16 protein-coding genes and 6 pseudogenes are annotated in these 21,262 nt (G+C 41.9%); 3 read left to right on the forward strand and 19 right to left on the reverse strand.

Annotated features, from left to right (window positions below; genetic code table 11):
* Positions 1-211: 211 nt before the first annotated feature.
* The 17 genes and pseudogenes from rpsJ to uvrA form a co-directional block, all read right to left on the reverse strand.
* Positions 212-520: a 30S ribosomal protein S10 gene (rpsJ, locus tag QMQ21_RS12110; RefSeq protein WP_001284513.1), complete on the reverse strand. Its 309-nt coding sequence runs from the start codon at positions 518-520 to the stop codon at positions 212-214.
* Positions 521-773: 253 nt separating this feature from the next.
* Complete coding sequence (locus QMQ21_RS12115) at positions 774-1,391, reverse strand: uridine kinase family protein (RefSeq protein ID WP_000725982.1); 618 nt, start codon at positions 1,389-1,391, stop codon at positions 774-776.
* Positions 1,388-1,978: an anaerobic ribonucleoside-triphosphate reductase activating protein gene (gene nrdG / locus QMQ21_RS12120; protein ID WP_001064218.1), complete on the reverse strand. Its 591-nt coding sequence runs from the start codon at positions 1,976-1,978 to the stop codon at positions 1,388-1,390. The genes QMQ21_RS12115 and nrdG overlap by 4 nt, the downstream gene beginning before the upstream one ends.
* Positions 1,971-2,478: pseudogene (locus QMQ21_RS12125) on the reverse strand (GNAT family N-acetyltransferase). Before QMQ21_RS12125 ends, nrdG begins: the two are co-directional and overlap by 8 nt.
* Positions 2,479-2,672: 194 nt before the next feature.
* Positions 2,673-2,813, reverse strand: coding sequence for a hypothetical protein (locus QMQ21_RS12130; protein ID WP_000521616.1), 141 nt, complete (start codon positions 2,811-2,813; stop codon positions 2,673-2,675).
* Positions 2,814-2,824: 11 nt separating this feature from the next.
* Positions 2,825-5,032 (reverse strand): anaerobic ribonucleoside-triphosphate reductase, encoded by a 2,208-nt coding sequence (nrdD, locus tag QMQ21_RS12135; RefSeq protein WP_023935579.1) that lies wholly within the window; start codon positions 5,030-5,032, stop codon positions 2,825-2,827.
* Positions 5,033-5,151: 119 nt separating this feature from the next.
* Positions 5,152-6,692: pseudogene (locus QMQ21_RS12140) on the reverse strand (damage-inducible protein CinA).
* A 255-nt stretch (positions 6,693-6,947) separates the two neighbouring features.
* Entirely contained in the window at positions 6,948-8,480 is a 1,533-nt protein-coding gene (gene cls / locus QMQ21_RS12145; RefSeq protein ID WP_000877327.1) for a cardiolipin synthase, read from the reverse strand.
* 145 nt (positions 8,481-8,625) lie between these two features.
* Positions 8,626-9,090 (reverse strand): annotated as a pseudogene (locus QMQ21_RS12150) (SP_0198 family lipoprotein).
* Between the two features lie 83 nt (positions 9,091-9,173).
* Complete coding sequence (locus QMQ21_RS12155) at positions 9,174-10,424, reverse strand: folylpolyglutamate synthase/dihydrofolate synthase family protein (RefSeq protein ID WP_000464366.1); 1,251 nt, start codon at positions 10,422-10,424, stop codon at positions 9,174-9,176.
* Positions 10,425-10,629: 205 nt separating this feature from the next.
* Positions 10,630-10,935: a DUF1292 domain-containing protein gene (locus tag QMQ21_RS12160; protein WP_000017620.1), complete on the reverse strand. Its 306-nt coding sequence runs from the start codon at positions 10,933-10,935 to the stop codon at positions 10,630-10,632.
* Positions 10,936-10,950: 15 nt separating this feature from the next.
* The gene (gene ruvX / locus QMQ21_RS12165; RefSeq protein ID WP_001808830.1) at positions 10,951-11,370 is read right to left on the reverse strand and encodes a Holliday junction resolvase RuvX; all 420 of its coding nucleotides are present in this window, start codon (positions 11,368-11,370) and stop codon (positions 10,951-10,953) included.
* A 3-nt stretch (positions 11,371-11,373) separates the two neighbouring features.
* Positions 11,374-11,640: an IreB family regulatory phosphoprotein gene (locus QMQ21_RS12170; RefSeq protein ID WP_000507059.1), complete on the reverse strand. Its 267-nt coding sequence runs from the start codon at positions 11,638-11,640 to the stop codon at positions 11,374-11,376.
* A gap of 86 nt (positions 11,641-11,726) precedes the next feature.
* Positions 11,727-12,296: an SP0191 family lipoprotein gene (locus QMQ21_RS12175; protein WP_000725131.1), complete on the reverse strand. Its 570-nt coding sequence runs from the start codon at positions 12,294-12,296 to the stop codon at positions 11,727-11,729.
* Between the two features lie 65 nt (positions 12,297-12,361).
* The gene (gene spx, locus QMQ21_RS12180; RefSeq protein ID WP_000591165.1) at positions 12,362-12,760 is read right to left on the reverse strand and encodes a transcriptional regulator Spx; all 399 of its coding nucleotides are present in this window, start codon (positions 12,758-12,760) and stop codon (positions 12,362-12,364) included.
* Between the two features lie 131 nt (positions 12,761-12,891).
* Entirely contained in the window at positions 12,892-13,953 is a 1,062-nt protein-coding gene (locus QMQ21_RS12185) for a M24 family metallopeptidase (protein ID WP_001042864.1), read from the reverse strand.
* The gene (gene uvrA / locus QMQ21_RS12190; protein WP_001152847.1) at positions 13,946-16,777 is read right to left on the reverse strand and encodes an excinuclease ABC subunit UvrA; all 2,832 of its coding nucleotides are present in this window, start codon (positions 16,775-16,777) and stop codon (positions 13,946-13,948) included. Before uvrA ends, QMQ21_RS12185 begins: the two co-directional genes overlap by 8 nt.
* A 131-nt stretch (positions 16,778-16,908) precedes the next feature.
* On the opposite strand from uvrA, the pseudogene QMQ21_RS12195 reads away from it, so the two are divergent.
* The 3 genes and pseudogenes from QMQ21_RS12195 to QMQ21_RS12205 all read left to right on the forward strand — a co-directional run bounded on the left by QMQ21_RS12195 (position 16,909) and on the right by QMQ21_RS12205 (position 19,886).
* Positions 16,909-17,847: pseudogene (locus QMQ21_RS12195) on the forward strand (magnesium transporter CorA family protein).
* An 11-nt stretch (positions 17,848-17,858) separates the two neighbouring features.
* A complete protein-coding gene (locus tag QMQ21_RS12200; protein ID WP_000078022.1) occupies positions 17,859-18,542 on the forward strand; it encodes a DUF1129 domain-containing protein in 684 nt (227 codons plus the stop codon).
* A gap of 313 nt (positions 18,543-18,855) precedes the next feature.
* Positions 18,856-19,886 (forward strand): annotated as a pseudogene (locus QMQ21_RS12205) (S66 family peptidase).
* A gap of 136 nt (positions 19,887-20,022) precedes the next feature.
* Here QMQ21_RS12205 and QMQ21_RS12210 read toward each other — a convergent pair.
* Positions 20,023-20,699, reverse strand: a pseudogene (locus QMQ21_RS12210) (CPBP family intramembrane glutamic endopeptidase).
* Positions 20,696-21,259: a DNA-3-methyladenine glycosylase I gene (locus tag QMQ21_RS12215; protein WP_000166585.1), complete on the reverse strand. Its 564-nt coding sequence runs from the start codon at positions 21,257-21,259 to the stop codon at positions 20,696-20,698. Before QMQ21_RS12215 ends, QMQ21_RS12210 begins: the two are co-directional and overlap by 4 nt.
* Between the last annotated feature and the right edge of the window lie 3 nt (positions 21,260-21,262).

The raw sequence follows: 21,262 nt of genomic DNA on the forward strand, positions 1-21,262 counted from the left end.
AATAGTTCCTTTTCTATATTTTTTATTCAAAAAGTTTTTAACGAGCGTTTTTTATGCTCAGATCTAAGATACAAAGGGCGTCAAACTCAAAGTGAAAATAGGAAACTGACGCAGTGTCTAGCAGACACTAGGAAGTTTATCTTTTTCACACCGAGTTTAGCCCGTGTTCAATTAGATTGAAACACCAGCCTCTGCTCTTTTATATTTTAGATTAAAGTTTAATTTCTACGTTTACACCACTTGGAAGATCCAATTTCATCAAAGCATCAACTGTTTTTTGAGTTGGGTTAACGATATCGATCAAACGTTTGTGTGTACGCATTTCAAATTGTTCGCGAGAGTCTTTGTATTTGTGAGTCGCACGAATAATTGTGTAGAGGCTACGTTCAGTTGGAAGTGGGATTGGACCCGCAACTTGTGCACCTGTACGAGTAGCTGATTCTACGATTTTTGCAGCCGCTGTGTCGAGCGTACGGTGTTCGTAAGCTTTCAAACGGATACGGATTTTTTTGTTTGCCATCTTTTTCTCCTTTTCGTCTATTTAAGATAATAGGCTAGCTCCACAAGAAAACCGACGCGGTGTTGCGTGGCAATGCAACCGAGCGTGTCGCAACCTCTTGCATCAAAACTAAGGCTGTAATTTACAGCACCATAATAGAATAACACAAAGCCCCTGCGATTGCAAGGGATTTGTTGCTGTTTTTTCGTTTTTTTGGGATGAAACTGTTTTCCTACTTTTTCTTTCTAAAATTAGGGATTTTCTTCCATATAAGTTAAGTCCTCTTGACATCAAATTTACCTTCTGATTGGTCCACTAGAATGTCCGCCCTTGACTCAGTTTCTTTATAGTATCGCAGATACTGCTCCCGTCTCATCTGATGGCTAGCCAATATAAAGGATGCATCGCGATTTCTCACAGTCGTATCTCTAGCTAGGCGCCGCCTTAATTCGGTCTCCTCATCCGTGTAGAAACAGATGGTTTTGTCAAAGAGTTCTTTGGGTAAAAAGCCAACAGACATCCCTTCGACAATCAGAATTGGCTTTGCTCCAGACAAGACCTCACTAGCCTTCCAAGGTTCTTCAATTGTTAAGACATCCATACCTGCCTGCATTGCGTGAATATCTCTCCGCAAACTCTCCAGTTCATGCGCCACTGGCAGACTGGCTGTCACCTTTTGATTCGGCGCGTCCTTGGGTACTACCAGATGGCGTCCTGAGGTGATATAAGGATCTGTCTCTAGCAAATTTACTGTAGTAGAATCTAAAGCTTGGTACAATTCCTGTGCAAAGGTTAATTTACCTGAAGCTCCATGACCGTATATTCCCAGTGTCCTGACTTTCCCCGTCTCGATCTCTGAGACTAGTTGGTCTACTAAGTCTTTTTTCTTCATTCTCTCTTCACCTGTTCATAGCTTTCTTTTCCGTCATTGAGCTTGTCCCAAATCACTACTTGCCCACTTTTGAGCGATTTTTGCACATCGATAATTCGTTGGTTAGACGAACCTCGAAACTGGAGCATAAGATTTCTCTTAGTTCGATCATATCTTCCATCGACAAGAAGGTCAATCAGTGACAAGAGTTCCAGTTTATCTGGAGTTTCCAACATCATTTCTTCCCAAGTGTAGCCGGTCCAGGACCAGATGTCCTTGTCTGGCAATTCCTTCCGAATCCGCTTAACAAGTGGCAAGAGAATCCCAGTATTAAGAAAAGGCTCCCCTCCCAGCAAAGTCAAACCTTGAACATAAGGTTGAGCAAGATCTGCCATAATCTGCTCTTCTAATTCTGCTGTATAGGGAATACCAGCATTAAAAGACCAAGTCGCAACATTATAACATCCCTCGCAGTGAAACATACAGCCTGATACATAGAGAGAGTTGCGCACGCCTTCGCCGTCCACAAAGTTAAAGGCCTTGTAGTCAATGATACGACCTTGACTAAGTTCCTCGCTTTTCCATTCTTGTGGTTTTGGATTATTCATTCGCTACCTCTATCCAATAACGCTCGACTCCATTGCGAGCATCCTCAAATATTCCACCATTTGCTAGAATGACTGCTCTGCTAGCAGGATTATTCACACTACAGGTCACCAGAGCTTTCTTGATGTTCTTTTCCTTAGCAACTTGCAAGCCCTGACGGAGAGTCTCTTTTGCATAACCTTTGCCTCTTTCTGATGGACGGATGGAGTAGCCAATGTGGCCAGCATAATTCAGTAACCCCTCATTCAGTCTCAATCGCAGATTCAAAAATCCTAGAGCACAACCTGATTCACCAAACAATACGAACTGTATCGATGGAACGCGATTTTCAGGTAGCCATATTCCCATTTCTTTATTACGGTTACCTTCTAGCCACTCCTCGTAAGAAAAATCCTCAACATCCCCAAAGCCCCTCATCATGGACTGATTGACTCTTTTCAAACTCTGCCATCATGTCTAAAACAGCTTCTCTATCTACTATTGTCGGTCTGCGTAATTCCATCCTTACCTCCCACTATGAGAAAAGCGAGAGCTGACTCTCATACTCTTCGAAAATCTCTTCAAACCACGTCAGCGTCGCCTTACCGTAGTACGGTTACTGACTTCGTCAGTTCTATCCACAACCTCAAAACAGTGTTTTGAGCAACCTGCGGCTAGCTTCCTAGTTTGCTCTTTGATTTTCATTGAGTATCACTTTTATTTTTTCTTGTTCTTGCTTAAAAATTGTTCTTTGAGGTTGAGCAAGCGTTCTTTTTTACCAGCTCCACCTTTAGAGTGTTTCTCGTGATAACGGGTCACTTGTGCGCGCCCCTTATCATCTAATTGATATTTTCCCATTTCATTTCTTTCTAATTTGTTACTTGATGGCCAGCTATTTTAATCGTTGAACCATTCATATGCTTGACACGCGCAGCGATTTCCTTGTGACGGCCGTTGACCATAGGTCTTGCTTGAGGATTACCTAGATAGCCACAAGTCCGTTTAACAACATCTACGGTTTTAGGGTCACTGTTGCCACAGTTAGGACAAGCAAAGCCCCTCTCAGTTGCTTCAAAATCCCCTTCAAAGTCACACTTGTAGCAACGGTCAATTGGTGTATTGGTCCCTAGATAACCTACACGATCATAAGCATAATCCCAGACAGCTTCCAAGGCTTTTGGATTTTGCTGGAGGACTGGATACTCACAGTAATGGATGAAACCACCTGACGCACCTGCTTCTGGATAGACTTTCTCAAAGTCTAATTTTTCAAACGGTGTTGGATTTTTACGAACATCGTAGTGGAAAGAATTGGTGTAGTATTCCTTATCTGTAATATCAGGAATAGAACCAAACTTCTCTGTATCTAGTCGGCAGAAACGGTCTATCAAACTTTCAGACGGTGTTGAGTAGATAGAGAAATGGTATCCATATTGGTCAGACCACTCTTCTACACGGCGTTTCATATCACGAATGATATCCAGCGTGAATTCCTTGGCTTCTGGATTGTGTTCCCAGCTATTTCCAAAGAAGACGGTAGCCACTTCGTACAAACCGATGTAACCCAGCGAAACGGTTGCGCGACGATTCTTAAAGAGCTGGTCAACACTTTCTTCTTTACCTAGACGATGGCCAAAAGCACCGTATTGATAAAGGATAGGAGCATTGGCTGGCGTCGCTTCTTTAGTGCGTTCGACACGGTAAACCAGAGCATCTTCAGCGATATTCATTCGCTCGTTGAAGATTTCCCAGAACTTATTCATGTCGCCCTCAGACTCAAGAGCAATACGAGGTAGGTTAACTGTCACAACACCAAGGTTCATGCGACCTGAATTGACTTCTACACCATTTTCATCCTTCCATCCTTGAAGGAAGGAGCGGCAACCCATAGGAACCTTGAAAGAACCTGTCAACTCGATAATCTTATCGTAAGACAAGACATCTGGGTACATCCGCTTGGTTGCACACTCAAGAGCCAACTGCTTAATGTCGTAGTTGGGAGTCCCTTCTTCTAAGTTGAGTCCTCTTTTAAGCGTGAAGATAAGTTTAGGGAAGATAGCTGTGCGGTGTTCTGAACCAAGTCCCTTGATTCGGATGTTCAAGATAGCTTTTTGAATTTCCCGCTCAAAACGATTGGTTCCTAGACCAAAACCGAGCGAAGTAAAAGGTGTTTGTCCATTTGAAGTGAAGAGGGTGTTGATTTCATACTCAAGAGATTGCATGGCATCGTAGATGTCCTTTTGCGTTTTCTTCCAAGCGTAATCTTCCCGTTTTTCAGGCAAGACCCACTCTTCTGCATCTTTGAGATGTTTTTGATAGTTCTTCTCTGCATAAGGCGCCAGGATTTCATCGATACGGTCAGCTGAACAGCCACCGTACTGGCTAGAAGCAACGTTGGCGATGATTTGAGAAATCTGTGCTGTCGCAGTCTGGATAGACTTGGGACTTTCTACCTCTGCATTTCCAATCTTAAAACCATTTTCCAACATCCCCTTGAAATCAATCAAACAGCAGTTGGTCATAGGGGTATAGGGACTGTAGTCCAAATCGTGATAGTGAATATCCCCCTTTTGGTGGGCATTGCCTACGTGCTTGGGAAGCATTTGCAGTCCGATTGATTTCCCAACAATGCCTGCTGTCAAATCACGCTGGGTATTAAAGACATCGCTGTCTTTATTGGCATTTTCATTGACAACTGCCTGATTTTTATTAAGAAGCTTATGAATACTAAAGTTGATATCTGTAGCTTTTGATCGCTCAAAATCCCTCTGCGTCCGATAAGTAATATACTCCTCAGCCAGCGCATATTCTTTGGCTTCAAGGAGTTCATGTTCTACGATATTTTGAATTTCATAAATCTTCACTCCCTTTGGAAAGCGACTATGAATTTCTGTGACAATTCGCTCGGTCAGAGCATTGAGGCGTTTTTCGACCAAGGGTGTCACATCCATAACCTTGTCTGCCGCCTTGTGGAGAGTCTTGTCAATCTTGTCCACATCAAATACAACACGTCTCCCATCTCGTTTCTCGACGAAGAGAGTTGGCAAAATTGTAATTTTTTCTTCTAGTGCAATCATATGCATGCTCTTTTCTAAAATGTTCTTTCTAAAAAGTATTATACCACTCTAAAAAGAAAAATCAATATCTTGTGTTAAAAATCCTAAAATTTTTAAAAATACACAAGATATTGATTTGGTTATTTGATTTTATAGACTTTAAACTCTGAGTAATCTGTCTTTACTGGTTGATAATTTTCTTTTAAGAGTGTTTCTACTTCAGACCAGACTGGCACCTTGTCATTTACCACAATCACCTTGGGTTGTTTTTCTTTCAAGTCATTGAGTAGCTTATTAGTATTTTCCTCAGTTGCTGTATAGTGCACGGGAGACAAAATCACCGATGGCGACAAGCGCTCACTCTTACGATAAAGAGTCGCAGTATCATCCCATGCATAGATAGCATCTTCCGTATTTGTCTCCTCTTTTACCAAATCAGCAAGACGATTACGTTCTTGATAAGGTACCGGATAAAGGACTAACTTCATCAAAAAAGGAATAGACAAAAGATAGACAAGCCCTAAAACTGGCAGATATAGATTTCCTTTGAAGAAACGACTCCATAGACTAACTGGCGTTTCTCTTCGTCTTCGTCTAACACTACGCCCCCTCTGTTGACTCTTAATATTGGTTACCAATAAAAGTAGAAAAACAGGAAAGACGACCATCAAACAGGAAGCGTGCAGAGGCTCCTGTGAAAAGAAAAGTAAAATCAAACCTAAAATTGTCACAAGACTTGCAGGAACCGAAATGACGTATAGTTTAGAGGGTTTGGATTGAAAGAGACCTAAAAAGATACAAACCACAAATCCCAAACCAAGGGACAACAAGCCATAAAAAGCCATATTCTCTAAAATTTTAGAAGTGAAATCAAAGCGAATACTGTCAATGGGATAGCGAATACCACTAATAGCATCCCCAAAACTTCCTGTTGCAACACTATAGTAGGCAGTTGGATAAAAGACAAGTGAAAAACCTAAAGCCACTGCAAGAAACTGATAAAACCCATGCACAAAGCGTCTATGCCCAAGGTTAAAGACCAACAAGCCTAAACTCACTACAGCAATAAACAGGAGCGATGATAAGGGAGCAAAGAAAAATCCGCCTGCCAAAGCTAGCCCAATCCGTACAAATCCCTTATCATGGTTTGGATTACTTAGATAAGCCGCAACTAAACTAAAGGCTGCGAATAAGAAAAAGGAAGCGCTAAAAGAGTCGCATAGCCTCCACCAAAAGCAAGACCTGTAACTAGCATGTAAAAAATAGTCACCACTTGTCCAGCTTGGTCTCCTTGATTTGTCAAGGTGTCCGCTGATCTAAAAAGGAAAAATCCGCCTGCTACCAAGGCTAACCACTCAAAGATGGCAAAGAAAAATCCGCCCTGACTCACGTAAGTCAGCAAATAATAAAGCAAACCTTGACTTCCATAATAGTCGCTGTAAATCTTCCCTGTCTGATGAAGCGCCCAACCTGCATAAAAATCCTGCACTTCCTGTGCACTCATTAAGTCGAGTAATAGCGGTACTCCTAGAGTTATCCCCGTTACAAGCGTACTCCATAGTAAAATTTTCACCAAAGGAAGACGCCTTGATTCACGATGATGCGATTCTTGTTCGATTTGGTATTCTAGAGGTTCACGATTCTCCTGATGAACTTCTTCTACTCTACCATACACACTCATATCGTTTCTCCTATTCAATTTATCTGTCTTAGTATATCAAAAAGTCCTAGGATTGTCAGCTTGCGATGGCTGTTTGAGTGATTTTTTGCATAGTTTCACAAAGGTTTCAATTTCTCGAAATCGGTGTAAATGTGTCTGTTTAAATGTTATGATATAATCCAATTCTTTCTGAGTCAGCATCGTCCCTCCCTATATCTTTCTATTCGTAAAAAGCAAGAAAAAGAGGACTCGGTCATTTCCTAAGTCCTAGATTTCTTATAAGATTGGGGCGAATAACTGGGCGATTTCTTTTACAAGCTTTTGATACCAGCTCGTTTTGATAGAATGGGGATAAACTTCCTGAGAATCTGCAAATATATTTTGAAAATCTCGGGCGATTTCCATTATAGAAGGAGTTTTATAGAGTAAGACTGCATTTTCATAATGGTGTACCAAGCTTCGGTAGTCGAGATTGATTGTCCCCACCACCGCAAAATCTTCGTCTACCAACATCTGCTTGCTATGAATAAAACCTGGACTATACTCATAAATTCGAACACCAGCAGAAAGAAGGTCTGGATAAGCGCCTCTTGTGACTAACTGAATGAACTTCTTATCTGGTATGTAAGGGGTGACAATCCGAACATCAACTCCTCTCATAGCAGCATTTTTGATTGTCTCCGTTAAATCGTAGTCTATGATCAAATAAGGTGTCGTAATATAGACCGATTCCGTTGCTTGATTGATCAAACTCTGATAAACCTTTTTCCCTACCTGCGTTCGAAAAATTGGCTTTGGTCCACTTCCGTATGGAATGGTTAAACCGTCACTCGGGATAGAATGATTTTCTAAATGATATTGATCAAAATCACTAATCTCTCCTCGATTGATGTACCAAGTGGTCAAAAATAAGCGTGTCAGGGCTTTTACTGCTAGCCCGTCTAAGCGAATTCCACTATCCTTCCAATAACCAAATCTCTCGACGTGGTTAATGTACTCATCTGCCAGATTGACCCCACCAGTATAGGCTATCTGACCATCAACAATCAATATTTTTCTATGATCTCTGTTATTATAGGCCACTGTCAAACGAGGAATAACTTTATTGAATTTATGGGCCTCGATGCCTAGCTGACGAAGTCGATGTGCATAATCTCCTGTTAAAGTAGCCATACAGCCAATATCGTCATAGAGCAGTTTAACTTCAATGCCTTGAGCAACTTTTTGCTCCAAGATTTCTAAAATACGATTCCACATCAAACCTTCTTCTATAATGTAATATTCCAAGAAGATAAATTTCTCAGCCTTTTTGAGATCTTCTACCATCTTTTTCCACATAGCTTCTCCGTTAGGAAAAAATGTAGAGGCAGTTTGATCATAGACATCAGCATTGGTATCCATACTCAATAAGGACTTAATGACGCCATATGCCGCCTTGTCACTTTCTTTTAATTCCTCTTTTAGTAGCTGGCTATTTGCTTCTTGGAAATGCATGGAGCCTAGCTTCTTCAGTTGTTTGATTTCTTTTTTGGACAATCGCCTCTCACCAAACATCAGATAGAGCAAGGGGCCAAATACTGGCACAAAGGCTACTAATAACCAGGTTACCTTATTCTCAGGAGTCGTATTACGGTTGACTATCGAAATGATTGTGATGATACTCAGTAGAATGAGGACAGTAATCCATAAAATGGGGGCCATGCGCCCTAAATAAAGAAAGAGACCAAAAACCAGACAAAGTTCAAGTAGCATAATCGAAAGACTAAAGCCATACTTGGACATCAATAATTGAAATTTTCTATATTTCATATCCCCTCCTTGATATTTTGAATGCTAAAAACAAGTAATTGATACTAGTATAACTCAGGTATTCGACAGAAGGCAAGTATTTATGATTATTTTCTAAGCAAAAGTAAAAAGGCTGAAAAATCCAGCCCTTCCTACTTGCATAGTCTTATTTAGTTAAAACGATTTGGTCCGATGGGTCTCTATCCATATCGTCTACGACGATTTGATTACCGTTTACAGTGTAAATTTTGACATCATCACCAATAATCATGCGTTGATTTGCTGCATCAAATGTGACCTGTTTGACTTTCTGATCCCCGTCAGATTCGAGCTCAGTCCATGTACCAGTCGTTCCAGTTACCACTAAAGTGATACGGTCTCCGTCATCTTGGCCTGTATAAGTCCCATCAATATCAGTCGGTTGAGCCTCAGGTGCATTTTGTGAAGAACTTGTTGCTACCTGGTTTGTATTTTCTGTAGACGATGAAGCAGCAGGTTGTGATTGCTGAGTTTGTTATATTTGTGCTTGAGCTGCTGGTTGTTGAATCTGTTGAGCTCTTTGTGAACAAGCTACTACGAGACTAAGACTTGCTAGAGAAGCAAGAGAAAGTGTGAATCTTTTTAATTTCATGATGGATTTCCTTTCTACTACCAATTTAGAGAAATTTTCTCTAACCAGCAATTCCCCTAGTATAACAAGTTCAAAAAAGGTGGTCAATTTATCTGTTCATGCCCCAGCAGGTAGCCCCGTACTTCTGAGATAAAATAGAGAGACCCTGTAATGAATAACAAATCCTGAGCATCTGTTCTTTCTTCAAAATCGCTGATAAATTCTCGGTAAGAAGAAACTATATCGTAACCTGTCACATCCCTTTCGTCCAAAGCTCCCTGATAATCAAAGCCAGTTACCTTGAGTTCCACCTGAGGCAAATTCTCAGTCAGATAACCTAACATCCCTTGATAATCCTTCCGTTTCAAGGACCCAAAGAGGATTTGAGGACGATAGGCTTCCTGCTCTTTTTCTTTGATAAACTCAACCAAGCGAGTCAAGGCAGGGAGGTTATGAGCACCATCCAAGTAAATCTGTGGGCGAATACGCTCCAAGCGACCAGCCCAATGGGTCTGTTCCAAGGCCTTTCTTACAGCCTGTTCATCAATAGCTTCCTTTCTTTCTCCCATAAAAAGAAGAAAAGTTTGCAACGCCAAGGCCGCATTCTCCTGCTGATAGGCTCCTTCTAAGCCTATGTTCAGCTGTGAAAGATTTAGTAAAGAGCTTGAAAAATCACCATTCAGCACTGAAAAATCTTGACCTGCCTGATAAAGGTCAACAGCTAAAGATTCGGCTTTTTTCTGACAGACAAGTCTAGCTTCTGGAGGCAATTTCGCAATCACTGCCTTTTTACCAGCCTTGAAAATACCAGCTTTCTGCTCTGCAATTGCTTCTAGACTATCACCCAAGGTTTCTTGATGGTCAAGCCCAATGGAGCTGATGACAGCAATCTCTCCAGTTACCACATTGGTCGTGTCAAGTAAGCCGCCAATTCCCACTTCTAGTAAAACCAAATCCACTTCTTGCTCCCTAAAATAGAGAAAAGCAAGCAAGGTCAGCAACTCAAAAAAAGACAACTGGTCATGAGTTTGCAGAAGCGTTTTCTCCATCTCCTTGACCTGATTAGCCAAACGGATGAAGTCTGCATCAGCTATTGGTTGCCCGTTAATACAGATTCGATCATTGATGGATACGATATGAGGGGAGGTAAATGTTGCAACTTTTTTGCCATGCCCCATAAATAACTCCCTCATAAAAGCAATGGTAGAACCTTTCCCATTAGTCCCTGTTACGTGGATAATAGGGTAAGACTGCTCAGGATTTCCTAACAAATCCACCGCTTGTTGCATTCGGCTCAAGCCTGATCGAAAATTCAAACCAATCCGACTATAAAGCCATTCTCCTACTTCAAACATACACATCTCCTTGACAAAAGTCTAATCAATTATCTAGTAAAATTCCGTAGATAACAAAAAATGAGGTCAGGATTTTCGTCCCGACCTCTCACCTGGTTAGCTAATCACTAACAACTATGAATATTAACTTGGGCTAAAACATCCACTGGATGTTCCAACTCTTCTAATTTTCAGGAGTTGGGCTGATACAGTCTCCCAGACTGTATCACTCCTCCATAAAACTATTAAAGACTTCTTCAATCATGTTCCATTCGTCTTCTGAGTCTTCTGGGATTGGTTGCAATTCGCCTTCTGTTCCATCTTCGTTTTCGATGAATGAGTAAGCTTGGATTTCAACTTGTCCGTCTTCGTCTTCTTCTGCGTTAACTGGTACTAGAAGAACATAGTTTTTACCAAATTCTTCTTTTCCATCAATTGTCAAAAGGATTTCAAACAAGGTTTCATTTCCTTGCTCATCTACTAGTGTGATTAGTTCACGTTCTTCGTGGTCGTGGTTATGATCGTGTGACATATCCTCTCCTTTATATTAAAATTTTCTATCTAAATAATTTTGTAAAATCAGCTGAGCTGCTAACTTATCAATGACTTTCTTGCGCTTATTGCGACTGATATCTGCTTGTTCAATCAACATACGCTCAGCAGCCACTGTTGTCAAGCGTTCATCCTGATAGTCTACTGGTAAACCAAAAAACTCTTCTAGCTTTGCTCCGTAGGCTTGACTAGCTTCTACGCGCGGTCCGCTTGTATTGTTCATGTTTTTAGGCAGGCCCACTACAAATCGTTCCACCTTGTAAGTATCAACCAGCTCCTTAACGCGGTCAAAACCAAATTGGCCTTGCTCCTCATTGATTTGGATGATTTCAAGCCCTTGAGCTGTAAAACCGAGCGGATCGCTAATGGCCACCCCTACCGTTTTTGAACCGACGTCCAATCCCATAATTCTCATAGGTTATAGATCGACTCCTTGTCCTTTAAGGTAGTAGCGGACCAATTCCTCAACGATTTCATCACGCTCATACTTACGGATTTGATTTCGTGCATTATTATAACGAGGAACATAGGCAGGGTCTCCACTCAATACGTAACCTACGATTTGGTTGATTGGGTTGTAGCCCTTATCGTTCAACGAAGCATAGACATCAGTCAAAGTTTCGCTAATTTCTTTTTTATTGGAATCGTCCAATTTAAAACGTACTGTTTCTTCAGTAAATCCCATTCTAACACCCTCTTTCCTTAGAATAGTACCATTATAGCATAATTCCTTACCTTCTACAATTCAGGCAGTTTATTTATTTGGATTTTCTATTGTTCTGTCGCACCATTTGCCAATCTGTCTGAAATATATTTGCTTGGTTCATTCTTCAAAAGATTTTCTAAGCCAATATTCTTCAAATATTCTAACTGAGAAGCCTTCTTGACATCCAAAACTTGAAAATCAAAACCAGTCGTTGTTTGAAGTTCTGTTGCACTCAATAGTTTTGTTTCAAGCTTAAATCCTGCTAATTTACGAGCTTCTATGATGGAGTCGTCTTTCTCTTCCGCCTCGAGAAGAGCTTTTTGAGTTTCCTCCACTCCATGTTGGTCAATGTAGGTCTTCAGCTCATCTGAGACTGGACGCTTTTGTTGGATAGTTAGACTCAAAAAAATCTTGTCTTTGTAAGTAATGGTTTGGGTCTGCTGGCTACCATCATCTGACTTGGGCAAGACCAAAGTCTTGGTTACAACTGTATTCTTCTCAGCATTTTCAATAACTGGCAATGCCGACTGAAGCGTATCTTTTTCTGTTTTTGTAGCTGGTCCAGTTTCTTTTTTCTGTCCGCAACCAACCAGGACAAAAAGGAAAGCTAGACTAACAAGAACTATTTTTTTCATTTCTTTCTTCTTTCTTTTTGAAATTAAAATAGAATAAGACTGGGAATTGCTCCCAGCCTTGATGTTTATAGAGCTGCACGCAAACGTGCTTCTGCATTTTCTACATTACGGACAGAGCGTGGTAGGAAGGCACGAATATCGTCTTCCTTATAGCCAACTTGCAGACGTTTTTCATCTACAAGGATTGGGCTCTTTAAAATTCTAGGTGTTTCCATAATCAGATTGAGGACTTCGTTAACACTCAAATCTTCAATATCCACTCCAAGGGCTTTGGCATAGCGATTTTTAGATGAGACGATACTGGCTATTCCGTTATCTGTTTTGGTTAGAATATCCAGTAATTCTTCTCGCGTAATTCCTTCTTTACCAAGGTTTTGTTCTTTATAACTTAACTGGTGGGCATTAAGCCAGGTTTTTGCTTTTTTACAGCTAGTACAACTTGAGACTGTATAAATTTTAATCATGTACCTACCCCTTTCGCTACACGTTACTATCAGTTTAGTCTATTATACCATAAAAAACATCCGACTTGCGACCTATTTTTAATTTTTTTTGACTTTTTTCGTCATTTTCGTACTTTTTTCTTGACAAACAACTAAATGACTATCAACTCTTTTGGAGCTAGGGTCAATAATTCACAACCTGTCTCTGTAATCAGGATATCATCCTCGATACGAACGCCATATTTGCCTTCGATATAGATACCTGGTTCATCGGTCAAGGCCATACCTGACTTAATAGTTTCTGTAGAAGTTTGGCTAAAGTAAGGCTCTTCATGGATATCCAGTCCAATACCGTGTCCGATACCGTGGGTAAAGTAGTCACCATAGCCTGCCTCGATGATAATATCACGAGGAATTTTGTCAAAGTCACGGAAACCTAAGCCAGCCTTAGCCTGTTCAATCAAGGCTTGGTTAGCTTTTAGAACTGTATTGTAAATCTCTGCTTGCTCGTCGCTGACATGCCCCAGATAGATAGTCCGTGTCATATCACTGACATAGTGGTCGTAGAGGCAACCGAAGTCCATGGTAATAGCTTCTCCTAGCTCCACTGGTTTGTGCATAGGATGGGCATGGGGTTTGGAAGAGTTGATACCGCTAGCTAGGATAGTGTCAAAAGACAAGCCAGATGCTCCCAACTCACGCATACGGAAGTCAAGGAAGTTGGCTATTTCAATCTCTGTCTTTCCTGGTTTGATAAAGTCAAGCGCATCGCGGAAAGCTTGGTCTGAGATAGAACAAGCCTTACGAATAGCTGCAATCTCCGCTTCATCCTTAATCATTCGAAGACCTTCGACAAACTGAGTTTGTGGAAGCAAGTCAATTCCTTCAAAGGCGGCCTGCATACGGTGATAATAAGAGACTGAAATCTCATCTTCAAAACCGATTCGAGATAAGCCCATGTCCTTAACAATTCCTGTAATGACAGCCAATTCATCACGGTCAGCCACAATCTCAAAGCCACTGGTTTCTTGCTTAGCTGCAATGATATAGCGAGAGTCTGTCACCAAGACCTGACGGTCGCGGCTGATAAAGACTGTTCCGTTTGAGCCCCAAAAACCAGTCAAGTAGTAGACGTTTTTAAGATTATTGATGATGATACCATCTAGTTCTTTTTCTTGCATTTTAGCTAGAAATGCTTGTACGCGTTTATTCATGATGTAATTTTCCTTTCAAATAATGTCCTGTGTAGCTGGCTTCCTTGGCCGCTACTTCTTCTGGAGTTCCTGTTGCGATGATGGTTCCACCACCGACACCGCCCTCAGGTCCCAAGTCAATAATATGGTCTGCCGTCTTGATAACATCCAGATTGTGCTCAATGACAAGAACTGTATTGCCATCATCGACAAAGCGAGCTAAAACCTTGAGCAAGTGAGCGATATCCTCGGTATGGAGTCCTGTCGTCGGCTCATCCAGAATGTAGAAAGATTTTCCTGTCGATCGTTTGTGGAGTTCACTAGCCAGCTTCATACGCTGGGCTTCTCCCCCAGAAAGGGTGGTAGCTGGTTGCCCTAGCGTCACATAGCCCAGTCCCACATCCTTGATAGTCTGAAGTTTACGCTGAATTTTCGGAATGTGTTGGAAAAACTCCACCGCATCATTGACGGTCATATCCAAGACCTGCGAGATATTTTTTTCCTTGTAATGAACTTCTAGGGTTTCACTATTGTAGCGGGTTCCGTGGCATACTTCACAAGCCACATAAACATCTGGCAAGAAGTGCATCTCAATCTTGATGATCCCATCGCCTGAACAGGCTTCACAGCGACCACCCTTGACGTTGAAACTGAAACGGCCCTTCTTGTAGCCTCGAATCTTGGCTTCGTTTGTCTGGGCAAAAAGGTCACGTATATCGTCAAAAACTCCTGTATAGGTAGCAGGGTTAGACCTTGGCGTTCGTCCGATAGGGCTCTGGTCAATGTCAATCAATCGGTCTACATGCTCAATCCCTGTAATAGTCTTAAATTTACCAGGCTTGTCTGAATTACGGTTGAGCTTCTGGGCAATGGCTTTTTTGAGGATGCTGTTGATCAAGGTAGACTTGCCTGAGCCCGACACCCCTGTCACTGCGATGAATTTTCCTAGTGGGAAGCGAGCAGTAACATTTTGCAAGTTGTTCTCACGCGCTCCTGTCACCTCGATAAAACGACCATTTCCGACACGGCGCTCTTCTGGTACTGGAATGGCACGTTTACCTGACAAGTACTGGCCTGTGATAGACTTACTGTTACGAGCTACCTGCTTGGGCGTACCTGCAGCAACAATCTCTCCACCAAAAACACCGGCACCGGGACCAACGTCAATCAGATAATCAGCCTCACGCATGGTATCTTCGTCGTGTTCCACTACTATGAGAGTATTGCCCAAGTCACGCATCTTTTTGAGACTAGCAATCAGACGGTCATTATCCCTCTGGTGGAGACCGATTGACGGCTCATCTAGGATATAGAGGACGCCAGATAGATTGGAACCAATCTGGGTTGCCAAACGAATACGCTGGCTTTCCCCACCTGAAAGGGTTCCTGCTGAACGTGACAGAGTCAGATAATTAAGACCCACATTATTAAGGAAGGTCAAACGATCCTTGATTTCCTTGAGAATGGGACGAGCAATGATGGCTTCATTTTCAGACAAGGTCAGCTGGCTCACCAAGTCCAAGTGGTCTGCGATAGATAGGTCTGAAATGTCTCCGATATGCGGCCCTTGCTCGCCACCCACACGAACAGACAAGGCCTGGTCATTGAGACGATAGCCGTGACAGGTTCCGCAGGTCAGCTCATTCATGTAGAGACGCATCTGGGTGCGGGTATAATCGCTGTTTGTCTCGTGATAACGACGCTTGATATTATTGATAACTCCCTCAAAAGGAATGTCAATATCGCGCACACCACCAAATTCATTCTCATAGTGGAAATGGAATTCCTTGCCATCTGAGCCGTAGAGAATCAAGTTTTTATCTTCTTCTGACAAGTCCTCAAAAGGCTTATCCATATCCACTCCAAAGGTCGTCATAGCCTGCTCTAGCATGTTTGGATAGTAGTTGGATGAGATAGGATTCCAAGGTGCTAGCGCTCCCTCACGTAAGGTCTTGCTGGCGTCTGGCACTACCAAATCAGTATCCACCTCCAACTTGATGCCCAAACCGTCACACTCACTACAAGAGCCAAAAGGAGCATTGAAGGAGAAGAGACGTGGCTCTAACTCTGGAACAGTAAATCCACAAACTGGGCAGGCATAATGCTCAGAGAAGAGCAACTCCGAATCGTCCATAGTGTCGATAATGACATAGCCTTCTGCGATACGAAGGGCAGCCTCAATGGAATCAAAGAGACGACTACGAATGCCCTCCTTGATGACAATACGGTCAACCACGACATCGATATTGTGTTGCTTGCTCTTGGACAAGTCTGGCACTTCGGTCACATCATAGACTTCCCCATCCACACGGACACGGACATACCCATCTTTCTGAACCTTCTCGATAACACTCTTATGTTGACCTTTTTTCTTGCGGATGACAGGGGCCAAAATCTGCAAGCGCTGGCGTTCAGGTAACTCCAAAACCTTATCAACGATTTGCTCCACCGAAGAAGCCTTGATAGCTCCATGCCCCTTGATACAGTAAGGCGTCCCCACACGTGCGTAGAGAAGACGCAGATAGTCATTGATTTCAGTCGTTGTTCCCACCGTCGAACGAGGGTTTTTGCTAGTCGTTTTCTGGTCGATGGAAATAGCTGGGCTGAGACCATCAATAGCATCTACATCTGGTTTTTCCATATTTCCCAAGAACTGACGAGCGTAGGCGGACAAACTCTCTACATAGCGACGTTGTCCCTCCGCATAGAGGGTATCAAAAGCCAGACTGGACTTCCCTGAACCTGACAAGCCAGTCACGACAACCAACTTGTCTCGCGGAATCTCCACATCAATATTTTTTAAATTATGGGCACGCGCCCCATGAATGACAATTTTATCTTGCATCTTTGTTCTTTCTAGTCCATTATTGCTTACCATTATACCAAAAAAAGTGAGATTCTATTACCCAAAAGGCCGATTTTGTAGTATAATAGTACGGTGTGAAAAAATCTGAAAAATGAGAAAGGATAAGGGATATGAAACAAGTTTTTCTCTCTACAACAACTGAATTTAAAGAGATCGATACGCTTGAACCGGGTACTTGGATCAATCTCGTCAATCCGACTCAAAATGAATCACTCGAAATCGCCAACACCTTCGATATTGATATTGCCGACCTTCGAGCACCGCTCGATGCGGAAGAAATGTCTCGTATTACCATTGAAGACGAGTATACCCTGATTATCGTAGACGCGGTACGGAGGAAAGAAATAACCGCACCTACTACGTAACCATACCGCTTGGTATTATCATCACTGAGGAAACCATTATCACTACGTGTTTGGAACCACTACCTGTCCTTGATGTCTTTATCAACCGTCGTTTGCGTAATTTCTATACCTTCATGCGCTCACGTTTTATCTTCCAGATTCTCTATCGCAATGCAGAGCTTTACCTAACAGCCCTTCGTTCAATCGACCGCAAGAGTGAACAAATCGAAAGTCAACTGCATCAATCAACTCGTAATGAAGAATTGATTGAGCTCATGGAATTGGAAAAAACTATCGTCTATTTCAAAGCCTCCCTCAAAACAAATGAGCGCGTGATTAAGAAATTGACCAGTTCAACCAGCAATATCAAGAAATACCTTGAGGACGAAGACCTGCTTGAAGACACCCTGATTGAAACCCAACAGGCCATCGAGATGGCAGACATTTATGGAAACGTCTTGCATTCTATGACAGAGACCTGCCTCTATCATTTCTAACAACCAGAACAACATCATGAAAACCTTGGCCCTTGTGACCATCGTCATGTCCATCCCAACCATGGTCTTTTCTGCCTACGGTATGAACTTTAAGGATAATGAAATCCCCCTAAACGGAGAGCCAAATGCCTTCTGGTTAATCGTCTTTATCGCCTTTGCTATGAGTGTCTCGCTCACTCTCTATCTCATCCATAAAAAATGGTTCTAAGAGGAGTTCCTATGTCTCAAATTGATCTACAAAAATTAACTAAGAAAAACCAAGAGTTTGTCCACATTGCTACCCAACAATTCATCAAAGATGGGAAAACAGACGCTGAAATCCAGACTATTTTTGAGGAAGTCATTCCCCAAATCCTTGAGGAGCAATCTAAAGGTACAACTGCCCGTTCCCTATACGGCGCACCAACTCATTGGGCTCATAGCTTCACTGTCAAAGAGCAGTACGAAAAAGAGCATCCAAAAGAAAATGATGATCCAAAACTGATGATTATGGACTCAGCTCTTTTCATCACTAGCCTCTTTGCCCTTGTCAGCGCCCTCACAACCTTCTTTGCGGCAGATCAAGCTTTCGGCTATGGATTGATTACTCTTCTATTAGTTGGACTGGTTGGTGGATTTGCCTTCTACTTGATGTACTACTTTGTTTACCAATACTATGGACCAGATATGGATCGCAGTCAACGTCCACCTTTCTGGAAATCTGTACTAGTTATCCTAGCTTCTATGTTCCTTTGGTTGCTTGTCTTCTTTGCAACAAGCTTCCTACCAGCTAGCCTTAACCCAGTACTGGATCCATTGCCACTAGCTATTATTGGAGCAGCCCTCCTAGCCCTTCGCTTCTATCTCAAGAAACGCTTGAATATCCGTAGTGCAAGTGCAGGACCAACACGCTATCAAGAATAAGAAAACGATAAAAGCAACTGCAGGTGCGGTTGCTTTTTCACTTACTTTTTTGATTTTAAAGTATTCTTCTGACATCCACATAGCTCCATCTAATCTTTTGTGATAAAATAGGCTCATACTCAATGAAAATCAAAGAGCAAACTAGGAAGCTAGCTGCAGGTTGCTCAAAGCACAGCTTTGAGGTTGCAAATAAAACTGACGTGGTTTGAAGAGATTTTCGAAGAGTATTAAAAGTATTCTTCTGAAATCCCACATAGCTTTCTCTTATATTTTGTGATAAAATAGGCTCAATCTATTTCTAGGAGGATCAGATATGATTTCTACTATTGGTATTGTTAGTTTATCTAGTGGCATTATCGGAGAGGACTTTGTCAAACACGAAGTAGACTTGGGTATCCAACGTCTCAAGGATCTGGGACTCAATCCTATCTTTTTGCCCCATTCGTTAAAAGGATTAGACTTTATCAAGGACCATCCTGAAGCTCGTGCAGAGGATTTGATTCATGCCTTTTCTGATGATAGCATCGATATGATCCTATGTGCCATCGGTGGAGACGATACCTATCGCTTGCTACCTTATCTTTTTGAAAATGACCAACTCCAAAAGGTTATCAAACAAAAATTTTTCTTGGCTTCTCGGATACAACCATGAACCACCTCATGTTGCATAAATTAGGAATCAAGACTTTTTATGGTCAATCCTTTTTAGCAGACATTTGTGAATTAGACAAAGAAATGCTAGCCTATAGCCTTCACTACTTTAAAGAATTGATTGAGACGGGAAGAATTTCAGAAATCCGCCCTAGTGACGTTTGGTATGAGGAACGAACTGATTTTAGTCCCACGGCCCTGGGAACACCTCGTGTCAGTCATACAAATACAGGTTTTGACTTGTTGCAAGGAAGTGCCCAGTTCGAGGGGAAAATCCTCGGTGGTTGCCTCGAATCCCTCTACGATATCTTTGACAACTCTCGATACGCAGATAGCACGGAGCTCTGCCAAAAATACAAATTTTTCCCTGACTTGTCAGACTGGGAAGGGAAAATCCTCTTGCTCGAAACAAGCGAAGAAAAGCCTAAGCCAGAAGACTTCAAAAAGATGTTGCTAACTTTAAAGGACACTGGCATATTCGCGGTCATCAATGGACTCTTGGTCGGAAAACCTATGGATGAAACTTTCCATGACGACTATAAAGAGGCACTATTGGATATCATTGACAGCAATATCCCGATTGTCTATAATCTGAATGTCGGCCACGCAACTCCAAGAGCAATTGTACCCTTTGGGGTCCATGCTCATGTAGATGCACAGGAACAAGTCATTCTCTTTGACTATAACAAATAAAGCTGGGGAAAGTTTCTCAGCTTTTTTCTCGGTATCATTACTGGCATTTTCATCACATATTACAGTATATTGAAACTAGAATAGTACACCTCTACTTCTAAAACATTGTTAGAAATCGATTTGTCCTGTTCTCATTTCATTTTACTATACTGATAGCTAAAATGATTAAGGAGAGGCTGTTGCTTAACATGTGAACAAGTAGGGGATAGTAGATATTCTCTTTTTCTTTCACATAAATAATAGAAAAGGCAAGGCCTCCACCTAAGTAACCAACTGCACCAATCCACTCTGATAGAGCCAAACTGTGCATATGAGTCAGAGCAAAAACAAGTCCTACCAGAATAATGCTTAGTAAACCTGGCAACCGTTCCTGCAAGTAATTCAATAAGACCTGACGGAAAAATAATTCTTCTACCAGAGGTCCAATGACACAAGCAAAAACAGCTATCAGTAGTGGTTGTTCTTGAAAGGTACTTTGAATATTAGACTGATTTAGACCTTGTCCATCTAATCCCACAAACTGCTTCAACATCTCTGATACAAATTCAAAGACAACAGTCATCAGAATGAGAAAGAGCCATCCTGTTAAGACGCCAAAGAAGAATTTTCTTTTAGTCTTTCTAATCTCCTTCCATTGTTGGATCAATCTATCCTTGAACAAGAAGGAGCCATATAAAGCTAAAACTACATAAACAAGATAATTTGCAATGACAGATGGCATTAAAGAAGCCAGCAATTTAACGCCATCAAACACAAAGAGGATTGTATAGAGAATCGCAAAAATCAAATTCCCTTATTTTTGTTAGACATCATTTAAGACCTTTCCACTCACAATCATTCTCGTGGTCATCAACTAGCCCTGCAGCCTGTAGAAAAGACAATACGGCGACTGGGCCTGTGAACTTGAAGTCTCGTTTTTTGAGATCTTTGGCTAATTTCTCAGATAAGGGTGTTTTAGCTGGGGCTTGGCGATAATCAGGAACATCGTTAACGACAGTTTTCCCCTCAACAAAAGACCAAAGATAGGCATCAAAAGAGCCGTACTCTGCCTGTAACTGTAGAAAAGCTTGGGCGTTAGCGCGTGTAGCAAAAATCTTGGCTCTATTTCGAATGATAGCTGGATTCTCCAGCATGGCTTCCAATTCAGTGTCAGTCATCTCTGCGACTGAGTGAATTTGATAGCTATGAAAGGCTTCTCGGAAAGCTTGGCGTTTGTTGAGTACCGTTTCCCAAGACAGGCCTGCCTGATAGGTTTCCATACACAACAACTCAAACAATGCTTGGTCATCATGGAGGGGCTGGCCCCACTCCTCATCATGATAGGCGATGTAGAGCGGGTTGGTCATCTTGACCCACGAACAACGTTTTGTCATTCT

The sequence above is a fragment of the Streptococcus bouchesdurhonensis genome (assembly GCF_948472335.1).

Coding starts and splice junctions, on each gene's coding strand:
- QMQ21_RS12170 (WP_000507059.1), bottom strand. CDS start 11,640: ATGGGATTTACTGAAGAAACAGTACGTTTTAAATTGGACGATTCCAAT.
- nrdG (WP_001064218.1), bottom strand. CDS start 1,978: ATGAATAATCCAAAACCACAAGAATGGAAAAGCGAGGAACTTAGTCAA.
- uvrA (WP_001152847.1), bottom strand. CDS start 16,777: ATGCAAGATAAAATTGTCATTCATGGGGCGCGTGCCCATAATTTAAAA.
- QMQ21_RS12185 (WP_001042864.1), bottom strand. CDS start 13,953: ATGAATAAACGCGTACAAGCATTTCTAGCTAAAATGCAAGAAAAAGAA.
- nrdD (WP_023935579.1), bottom strand. CDS start 5,032: ATGATTGCACTAGAAGAAAAAATTACAATTTTGCCAACTCTCTTCGTC.
- ruvX (WP_001808830.1), bottom strand. CDS start 11,370: ATGAGAATTATGGGATTGGACGTCGGTTCAAAAACGGTAGGGGTGGCC.
- QMQ21_RS12200 (WP_000078022.1), top strand. CDS start 17,859: ATGTCTCAAATTGATCTACAAAAATTAACTAAGAAAAACCAAGAGTTT.
- spx (WP_000591165.1), bottom strand. CDS start 12,760: ATGATTAAAATTTATACAGTCTCAAGTTGTACTAGCTGTAAAAAAGCA.
- cls (WP_000877327.1), bottom strand. CDS start 8,480: ATGAAATATAGAAAATTTCAATTATTGATGTCCAAGTATGGCTTTAGT.
- rpsJ (WP_001284513.1), bottom strand. CDS start 520: ATGGCAAACAAAAAAATCCGTATCCGTTTGAAAGCTTACGAACACCGT.
- QMQ21_RS12115 (WP_000725982.1), bottom strand. CDS start 1,391: ATGAAGAAAAAAGACTTAGTAGACCAACTAGTCTCAGAGATCGAGACG.
- QMQ21_RS12130 (WP_000521616.1), bottom strand. CDS start 2,813: ATGGGAAAATATCAATTAGATGATAAGGGGCGCGCACAAGTGACCCGT.
- QMQ21_RS12160 (WP_000017620.1), bottom strand. CDS start 10,935: ATGTCACACGATCATAACCACGACCACGAAGAACGTGAACTAATCACA.
- QMQ21_RS12215 (WP_000166585.1), bottom strand. CDS start 21,259: ATGACAAAACGTTGTTCGTGGGTCAAGATGACCAACCCGCTCTACATC.
- QMQ21_RS12175 (WP_000725131.1), bottom strand. CDS start 12,296: ATGAAAAAAATAGTTCTTGTTAGTCTAGCTTTCCTTTTTGTCCTGGTT.
- QMQ21_RS12155 (WP_000464366.1), bottom strand. CDS start 10,424: ATGTTTGAAGTAGGAGAATGGCTTTATAGTCGGATTGGTTTGAATTTT.